Source organism: Avibacterium endocarditidis, from assembly GCF_002921145.1.
In the GTDB taxonomy this organism is placed as follows: domain Bacteria; phylum Pseudomonadota; class Gammaproteobacteria; order Enterobacterales; family Pasteurellaceae; genus Avibacterium; species Avibacterium endocarditidis.
Genome location: NZ_PQVI01000079.1, coordinates 1 through 8,139, shown reverse-complemented (window position 1 = coordinate 8,139; position 8,139 = coordinate 1). Strand labels below are relative to the sequence as shown.

The following is an 8,139-nucleotide window of genomic DNA, read 5'->3' as shown; positions in this document are numbered from 1 at the left end:
TTTCTCTGCAAACCTTAGCCTTGCCTCATTATCCATTCACCGCATTTCAACACTGGGCTGAATTATTTTGATGAATCAGGTGGATAAATCCCGCGTCGCACAATGCTTCACCCAAGCCTTGCCGACCTACGATAGCCAAGCCCAAGCCCAGCAGTGCATTAATCAGCAACTGCTCGCTCTGTTGTTACAAGACGGGAAAACAGCATTTGAGCGAGTGTTAGAAATCGGCTGCGGCACAGGGCATTTAAGCCGATTGCTGATTGAGCATTTGCAAGTGAAACATTGGGCATTCAATGATTTGTGTGAGGTAACCAGCCAGCTCAACGCCTTGTTGCAACAGGGCAATTTTACCTTTTATCAGGGCGATGGGGAGAACTATCCTTTTCCGCACCATTATGATCTTATCGCTTCTGCCTCGGTCGTGCAGTGGTTTGCCGATCCACAAGGCTTTGTGCAAAAATGTGCAGGCTTACTAAAACCGCAAGGGCGATTATTAATCAGCACGTTTGCCGAACAAAATTTGGCAGAAATTCGCCATTTAACAGGCGTAGGACTGGACTATCCCAACCTAGCACAATGGCAAGAATGGTTACTTGCAGATTTTGAGGTTAACGCATTGTTTCAGCAGGAAATACCACTCTATTTTTCCTCTCCCCTTGCGGTGTTGCAACATCTTAAAGCAACGGGGGTAACGGGAACCGGGCAGGGGCGTTGGACAAAAGGGCAACTGCAACAATTTATCGTGGATTATCAACAGCAATATCAAAATGAGCAAGGCAAAGTGCGGTTGAGTTACCAGCCTGTTTTATATTGGCACAGAAATTAAGCTAGAGAGGAAAATGGCAGGACAAGTGTTATTTGTATCGGGCATTGATACGGACATAGGCAAAACCATTGCCACAGGTTGGTATGCGAAAAACTCGCGGAGCAAGGCTTTTCCGTGATCACGCAAAAATGATCCAAACGGGCTGTGAAAACATCTCAGAAGACATCGTGCGACACCGTAAATTGCAAGGCATTGAGCTATTGCCCGAAGATCAGCAAGGGCTAACCTGCCCTTATTTATTTTCTTACCCTTGTTCGCCGCATCTCGCCGCGCGCCTAGAAAATCGTGAAATTTGCACCGCACTTATCCGCCAAGCAACAGACGAGCTGGCCGCGCGTTATGATTATGTGCTATTGGAAGGCGCAGGCGGCTTGTGCGTGCCTTATGATGAACAGCACACCACCTTAGATTATGTGGCCGCGCAAGGCTATCCTATGATTTTAGTAACCTCAGGAAAACTGGGCAGCATTAATCACACCTTGCTTAGTTTGTTAGCCTGTAAGCAGTATCATATTGAATTAAAAGGATTAATTTATAATCGCTATCCTTTAGGTGATGAAACCATCAATGATGAAACGGCGCGTTATTTAGAAAATTATTTGCACCAACATTTTCCCCAAGCAGAATTTTTCCGCTTAGAAAAACAAGATCAAATTTAACAAAAAGGAAATTCGCACTTTTCGCATAAAAAATCATAATTTCCTTTGACTAATTGAACATCAAAAGGTAATATGCACGCCCTATGCAAAAGGTAAAACTACCCCTTACAACTGATCCAGTAAAGGATGCACAGCGTAGATTGGATTATGATGGCTATTATGCAATCAACCAACTTGGTCGTCTGGCTGAATCAGTAAATAAAGTGCTCAGCGATGCACAGGTAACATTATCATTTTTCATTGATCCACAAAAATTAGTGGTAATGAAAGGCAAAGCTCAGGTTGAAGTGGAACTCACTTGTCAGCGCTGCGGTGAACCTTTTAACCAAATCTTGGAAGCCGAGTTTGCATATAGCCCTGTTTCTAATTTGGATCAAGCCGATGCGTTACCAGAGATTTATGAACCTATTGAACTTAATGAGTTTGGGGAAATAGATTTACTGGCAACAATTGAAGATGAATTAATGTTATGTCTGCCGATTGTGCCGATGCATTCATCTGAACACTGTGAAGTGTCCGTGGCTGAACAGGTTTTTGGCAAATTGCCCGAAGAATTGGCAAAAAAACCGAACCCGTTCGCTGTATTAGCTAGTTTAAAGCAAAAGTAAATTTAGGAGTATAGCCAATGGCTGTTCAACAAAATAAAAAATCTCGTTCACGTCGTGATATGCGTCGTTCACACGATGCCTTAACTACTGCAGCAGTATCAGTAGATAAAGCAACTGGCGAAACCCATTTACGTCACCACGTTACTGCTGACGGTTACTACCGCGGTCGTAAAGTGATCAACAAGTAATTCCTTTTTTATATAAGGTATTCACTTGAGCCGTCTAACCCTTGCGTTAGATGTGATGGGCGGGGACATTGGTCCCCGTGTTACTATCCCAGCATCCATAAAAGCGTTGGAACAAGATCCGATGCTTTCTCTTTTATTATTTGGCGATAGCCAAAAAATTCTCCCTTTATTAGAAAATATCCCCGCTGCGTTGCAAGATCGCATCAAGGTTTGCCATTGCAGCAGAATCATTGAAAATACCCAAGGTTTGTCTTATGCCCTGCGTCATAGCAAAGGCACATCAATGCGTTTAGCCATTGAAGCGGTGCAAAAAGGCGAGGCGCAGGCGTGCGTGAGTGCAGGCAATACGGCGGCATTAATGGGTTTAGCCAAAATTTTATTGCAACCGCTGAAAGGAATTGAGCGCCCTGCGTTAATTTCTGTGATTCCCACAATGAATGGCGATCGTTCCGTAATGCTTGATCTTGGCGCCAATATTGAATGTAGTGCAGAAAATCTTTATCAATTTGCATTAATGGGATCAATTTTTGCTGAGAATTGTTTAGATCTGGTTTTTCCGCGCATTGCGTTGCTAAATATTGGCATCGAAGAAATTAAAGGGTATAAATCTATTCGTGATGCGGCAGAATTATTGAAGCAAAATCCCACCTTAAATTACATTGGTTTTATTGAGGGAGATTTATTGCTCAATGGCAAAGCTGATGTGATCGTCAATGACGGCTTTGTGGGCAATGTAGCATTAAAAACCTTAGAGGGCGCGGCAAAGAATGTGATTTCTTTATTCAAAGGCAGTCCAACATTGAATAAAACAAATCATATTTTAAAACCGATTTTTCGCTGGTTTGTGCGAACTTTCTTGTTGAAAGGGAGCTATCAACGCTTAAAACAAATTAATCCAGACCAATATAACGGCGCGTCATTAATTGGTTTAACCGCTGTGGTCGTCAAAAGCCACGGCAGCGCTAACATTGATGGCTTTGCTTACGCCATTGCTGATGCGGCACAGCAAGCAAGACAAAAAATCCCTGAAAAGATTTTAGCTGGCTTGCAAAGATATTAGCTTTCAATTCATTAATCATTAGAAATTGTTATGTATAGTAGAATTTTAGCCACTGGTAGCTATGCGCCAGAACAAGTGAGAACAAATGCCGATTTAGAAAAAATGGTGGATACCTCTGATGAGTGGATCACCACGCGCTCAGGCATTAAAGAACGCCGTATTGCAGGTGAGAATGAAACCGTTGCGACAATGGGCGCAGCGGCCGCGCAGAATGCCCTAGCAATGGCCAATATCGATCCACAAGAAATCGATCTCATTGTGGTTGGCACAACCACGAACTCACACTCTTACCCAAGTGCAGCTTGCCAAATTCAAGGACTTCTTGGCATTAAAGACGCCATTGCTTTTGATGTTGCCGCAGCTTGCACAGGTTTTGTGTATGCCCTTTCAGTGGCGGATCAATTTGTGCGTAACGGGCAAGTGAAAAAAGCCTTGGTGATCGGTGCGGATTTAAACTCACGTCATCTTGATGAAACCGATCGCAGCACAGTGGTGTTATTTGGTGATGGTGCAGGTGCGGTGATTTTAGAAGCCGATGAAAATACAGGGATTATTTCAACCCACTTACACGCTTCGCCTGATACCGATAATATGCTCGTATTACCACAGGCTGAACCTAAGGATACCCATTCTGGTTATATCTCAATGCAAGGCAATGCCACGTTCAAATTGGCGGTGAGCCAATTATCAAACGTGGTGGAAGAAACCCTTGCTTTCAATAAGTTAGATAAAAAAGATATTGACTGGTTAGTGCCACATCAAGCGAACTTACGCATTATCAGCGCCACCGCGAAAAAACTAGAAATGGATATGTCGCAAGTGGTGATCACCCTTGATCGCTATGGCAATACCAGTGCCGCCACCGTGCCAACTGCTCTTGATGAAGCGGTGCGTGATGGACGTATTCAACGTGGTCAATTAGTCTTATTAGAAGCCTTTGGCGGTGGTTGGACTTGGGGTGCAGCCTTAGTTCGTTTTTAAATTTATCTGCTAGAATAGCAATTCAAAATCGAAAATAGGATATAAGAATGAAAAAATTTGCAATGGTTTTCCCAGGACAAGGATCTCAAACAGTGGGAATGTTAGCGGATTTAGCTAATCAATTTCCCGTTGTAGAACAAACCTTTAAGCAAGCCTCTGAAGTACTTGGTTATGATTTATGGCAACTCGTACAACAAGGCCCCGCGGAAGAATTAAACAAAACTTGGCAAACTCAGCCCGCACTTTTAGCCGCTTCCGTGGCAATTTATCGTGTTTGGCAACAACAATATCCAGATTTAAAACCAAGCGTAATGGCAGGCCATAGCCTTGGCGAATATTCTGCCTTAGTTTGCGCAGGTGTCATTGATTTCCAAGATGCCATTAAATTAGTGGAATTACGCGGAAAATTAATGCAACAAGCCGTGCCAGAAGGCACGGGGGCAATGTATGCCATCATCGGACTAGATAATGAAGCTATTATTAACGCGTGTAAAGCAGCGGAACAGGGTGAAGTGGTGTCAGCGGTGAATTTCAATTCACCGGGGCAAGTGGTGATTGCAGGAACAAAAGCGGCGGTAGAACGTGCCGCAGCAGCCTGTAAAGAAGCGGGGGCGAAACGTGCCTTACCTTTAGCGGTGAGCGTGCCTTCTCATTGTGCCTTGATGAAACCTGCGGCGGATCAACTTGCGGTTTCTTTACAAAATATCACCCTCAAAACCCCTGAAATCGCGGTGATCAACAACGTTGATGTGAAGACTGAAGAAAAAAGTGATGAAATTCGCACCGCACTTATTCGTCAGTTATACAGCCCAGTGCGTTGGACAGAAACGGTAGAAAAAATGGCACAAAATGGCATTGAAGTGTTAGTAGAAATTGGCCCAAATAAAGTGCTTACCGGTTTAACAAGCCGTATCGTGAAAGAATTAACCGCCGTTGCCGTCAATGATGTAGCATCGCTAGAAAAAGCGCACGCGGTATCAACCGAAGCCTAAAAAAGACAATTAGGAGAACAATTATGCAAGGTAAAATTGCGTTAGTAACTGGGGCAACCCGTGGAATTGGACGTGCGATTGCGGAAGAATTAAGTGCCAAAGGCGCATTTGTGATCGGTACTGCCACCTCTGAAAAAGGGGCTGAAAGCATTTCAGCTTATCTTGGCGAGAAAGGCAAAGGCTTAGTGCTAAATGTAGCGGATCAACAATCCATTGAAGCAGTTCTCGCACAAATTAAAGCCGATTTCGGCGATATTGATATTCTTGTTAATAACGCTGGGATCACCCGTGATAACCTATTAATGCGAATGAAAGATGAAGAATGGTTTGATATTTTGCAAACTAATCTCACCTCTGTATTCCATCTTTCCAAAGCAATGCTACGTTCAATGATGAAAAAACGTTTTGGTCGTATTATCACCATTGGCTCGGTAGTTGGCTCAATGGGTAATCCAGGACAAGCGAACTATTGTGCGGCAAAAGCAGGTTTAATTGGTTTCAGCAAAGCCCTTGCCAAAGAAGTGGCTTCACGCGGAATTACCGTAAACGTGGTTGCTCCCGGCTTCATTGCCACAGATATGACAGACGCATTAACGGAAGAACAAAAAGCGGAAACCTTGGCTAACGTGCCTGCAGGCCGTTTAGGCGAACCAAAAGATATTGCCAAAGCGGTGGCATTTTTAGCCTCTGATGATGCAGGTTATATCACTGGTTCTACTCTACACGTTAATGGTGGAATGTATATGGCGTAATGCCATAACCCTAAGATTTAAAAGGAAAATTTATTCTATAGCGGAAAAGATTTTCTGTTTAATCTTTGATTTAAAACAATTTCTTGCACGAAAACATAGCCAAGCGGGGGGCTTAATGCTAAAATCGCCCCCAGCGATGTAAATTGTTTACGTTGGCTGTTGCGTTAGCAAAGTAACGTAACTTATTTTTAGCGAATGTATTTTTGTTAGTTGATTTGTGGTTTGACCTTGCAAAAATAGGTTGCAACTTAGCTAAAAATACATACACTATAAAACCATTATTTTATGGCTAACTATAATAGGAAAAGCAAATGAGCATTGAAGAACGCGTAAAAAAATTATTGTTGAACAATTAGGTGTTAAAGAAGAAGACGTTAAACCAGAAGCTTCTTTCGTTGAAGATTTAGGTGCAGACTCTTTAGACACTGTTGAATTAGTGATGGCTTTAGAAGAAGAATTCGATATCGAAATTCCTGATGAAGAAGCAGAAAAAATCACTACTGTTCAATCAGCAATTGATTATGTTCAAAACAACCAATAATCACATTAAGGCGGTGTAAAAACCGCCTTAATTTTTCCCCTCCATAAAAATTTGATTTAGATAGCCTTTTCATCAAATAATCCCACCAAGAATATTGTAGAAAATTGTAAATAAAGTATGATTGCTAACGGAAATTTTTATAACTCATTTTAGGGATAGACTATGCTTTATTTAGAATTTTTATTTCTATTATTAATGCTTTATATCGGTAGCCGATACGGTGGTATTGGTTTGGGAGTGGTATCTGGAATTGGCTTGGCAATTGAAGTTTTCGTGTTGCGTATGCCATTAGGAAAAGCCCCGATTGATGTAATGCTGATCATCTTAGCCGTGGTAACCTGTGCTTCCGTATTAGAAGCAGCAGGCGGGCTGAAATTTATGCTGCAAGTGGCGGAAAAAATTCTGCGTAATAATCCGAAACGGGTTACCTTGCTCGGGCCATTGGTGACTTATTTGATGACCTTTATGCTCGGAACAGGCCATTCGGTGTATTCTATTATGCCGATTATTGGTGATGTGGCATTGAAAAATAAAATTCGTCCAGAACGTCCAATGGCAGCGGCTTCTGTGGCATCGCAATTGGCGATTACTTCCAGCCCATTATCTGCGGCAGTGGTGTTTTATTTAGGACGTATTACTGAGTTACCGGGATTCGATCACATCAGCTTGTTGGATATTATTTGCGTAACTGTGCCAGCAACCTTAGCGGGAACTATCGCTTTGTCGCTTTATAGTATGCGCCGTGGTAAAGAACTTGAGCAAGATCCAGAATACCAACGCCGTTTGCAAGATCCAATTTGGCGTGAACGTATTTTGAATACCACTAGCACCACCTTAAACGAAGAATTGCCACCAGCGGCAAAACAGTCGGTTTATTTATTCTTATTAGCCCTTGTTGTGATTGTGTTCATCGCAATGTTCCCAGAAATTCGTACAGTTGGCGTGGGTGAAAAAATCAAACCGATTTCAATGTCTTACATCATTCAAATGATGATGCTGTGTTTTGGTGGGATTATTTTATTGGTGACTAAAACCAATCCGCAAATCGTGCCAAATGGCGTGGTGTTTAAATCGGGTATGGTGGCTGCCATCGCGATTTTCGGGATTGCGTGGATGAGTGATACTTACTTCAAATTCGCAATGCCACAATTTAAAGCAGGCATTACTGAAATGGTAAGTACTTACCCTTGGACATTCGCCTTTGCATTGTTTGCCGTGTCCGTGGTGATCAACAGCCAAGCCGCCACCGCAGTAATGATGTTGCCAGTGGGCATTGGGCTAGGCTTACCTGCACCGTTATTAGTGGGCTTAATGCCAGCCACTTACGGTTATTTCTTCATTCCAAATTATCCGTCAGACATTGCAACGGTGAACTTTGACGTAACAGGGACAACCAAAATTGGTAAATACTACTTCAACCACAGCTTTATGGTGCCGGGTCTAATTGGTGTCGTGGTAGCCTGTATGGTTGGATATACCATTGCACAGATTGTGATTAGATAACTCATTTCATAATAGAAAAGTGCGGTGAT

The 8,139-nt window shown here is 42.7% G+C and carries 8 protein-coding genes and 2 pseudogenes; all 10 read left to right on the top strand.

Annotated features, from left to right (window positions below; translation table 11 throughout):
- The first annotated feature begins 70 nt into the window (after window positions 1-70).
- The 10 genes and pseudogenes from bioC (at window position 71) to C3Z13_RS06020 (ending at window position 8,110) form a co-directional block, all read left to right on the top strand.
- Window positions 71-826, top strand: a complete 756-nt coding sequence (bioC, locus tag C3Z13_RS06065) for a malonyl-ACP O-methyltransferase BioC (RefSeq protein WP_103855337.1) — start codon at window positions 71-73, stop codon at window positions 824-826.
- A gap of 13 nt (window positions 827-839) precedes the next feature.
- A pseudogene (gene bioD, locus C3Z13_RS06060) lies at window positions 840-1,485 on the top strand (dethiobiotin synthase).
- 83 nt (window positions 1,486-1,568) lie between these two features.
- Window positions 1,569-2,093, top strand: a complete 525-nt coding sequence (gene yceD, locus C3Z13_RS06055; protein ID WP_103855336.1) for a 23S rRNA accumulation protein YceD — start codon at window positions 1,569-1,571, stop codon at window positions 2,091-2,093.
- A gap of 17 nt (window positions 2,094-2,110) precedes the next feature.
- The gene (gene rpmF / locus C3Z13_RS06050) at window positions 2,111-2,281 is read left to right on the top strand and encodes a 50S ribosomal protein L32 (RefSeq protein ID WP_103853741.1); all 171 of its coding nucleotides are present in this window, start codon (window positions 2,111-2,113) and stop codon (window positions 2,279-2,281) included.
- A 25-nt stretch (window positions 2,282-2,306) separates the two neighbouring features.
- Entirely contained in the window at window positions 2,307-3,341 is a 1,035-nt protein-coding gene (gene plsX, locus C3Z13_RS06045; RefSeq protein WP_103855335.1) for a phosphate acyltransferase PlsX, read from the top strand.
- A gap of 30 nt (window positions 3,342-3,371) precedes the next feature.
- A complete protein-coding gene (locus tag C3Z13_RS06040) occupies window positions 3,372-4,322 on the top strand; it encodes a beta-ketoacyl-ACP synthase III (RefSeq protein WP_103855334.1) in 951 nt (316 codons plus the stop codon).
- A gap of 47 nt (window positions 4,323-4,369) precedes the next feature.
- Window positions 4,370-5,314, top strand: a complete 945-nt coding sequence (gene fabD / locus C3Z13_RS06035; RefSeq protein WP_103855333.1) for an ACP S-malonyltransferase — start codon at window positions 4,370-4,372, stop codon at window positions 5,312-5,314.
- Between the two features lie 23 nt (window positions 5,315-5,337).
- Window positions 5,338-6,066 (top strand): 3-oxoacyl-ACP reductase FabG, encoded by a 729-nt coding sequence (gene fabG / locus C3Z13_RS06030; protein ID WP_103855332.1) that lies wholly within the window; start codon window positions 5,338-5,340, stop codon window positions 6,064-6,066.
- Window positions 6,067-6,377: 311 nt separating this feature from the next.
- Window positions 6,378-6,607, top strand: a pseudogene (acpP, locus tag C3Z13_RS06025) (acyl carrier protein).
- 162 nt (window positions 6,608-6,769) lie between these two features.
- The gene (locus tag C3Z13_RS06020) at window positions 6,770-8,110 is read left to right on the top strand and encodes an anaerobic C4-dicarboxylate transporter (RefSeq protein WP_103853736.1); all 1,341 of its coding nucleotides are present in this window, start codon (window positions 6,770-6,772) and stop codon (window positions 8,108-8,110) included.
- Window positions 8,111-8,139 lie beyond the last annotated feature (29 nt).

Bases quoted from the DNA above. Each gene is read 5' to 3' on its own strand.
- bioC (WP_103855337.1), top strand. From the start codon at position 71: ATGAATCAGGTGGATAAATCCCGCGTCGCACAATGCTTCACCCAAGCC.
- yceD (WP_103855336.1), top strand. From the start codon at position 1,569: ATGCAAAAGGTAAAACTACCCCTTACAACTGATCCAGTAAAGGATGCA.
- rpmF (WP_103853741.1), top strand. From the start codon at position 2,111: ATGGCTGTTCAACAAAATAAAAAATCTCGTTCACGTCGTGATATGCGT.
- C3Z13_RS06040 (WP_103855334.1), top strand. From the start codon at position 3,372: ATGTATAGTAGAATTTTAGCCACTGGTAGCTATGCGCCAGAACAAGTG.
- fabD (WP_103855333.1), top strand. From the start codon at position 4,370: ATGAAAAAATTTGCAATGGTTTTCCCAGGACAAGGATCTCAAACAGTG.
- fabG (WP_103855332.1), top strand. From the start codon at position 5,338: ATGCAAGGTAAAATTGCGTTAGTAACTGGGGCAACCCGTGGAATTGGA.
- C3Z13_RS06020 (WP_103853736.1), top strand. From the start codon at position 6,770: ATGCTTTATTTAGAATTTTTATTTCTATTATTAATGCTTTATATCGGT.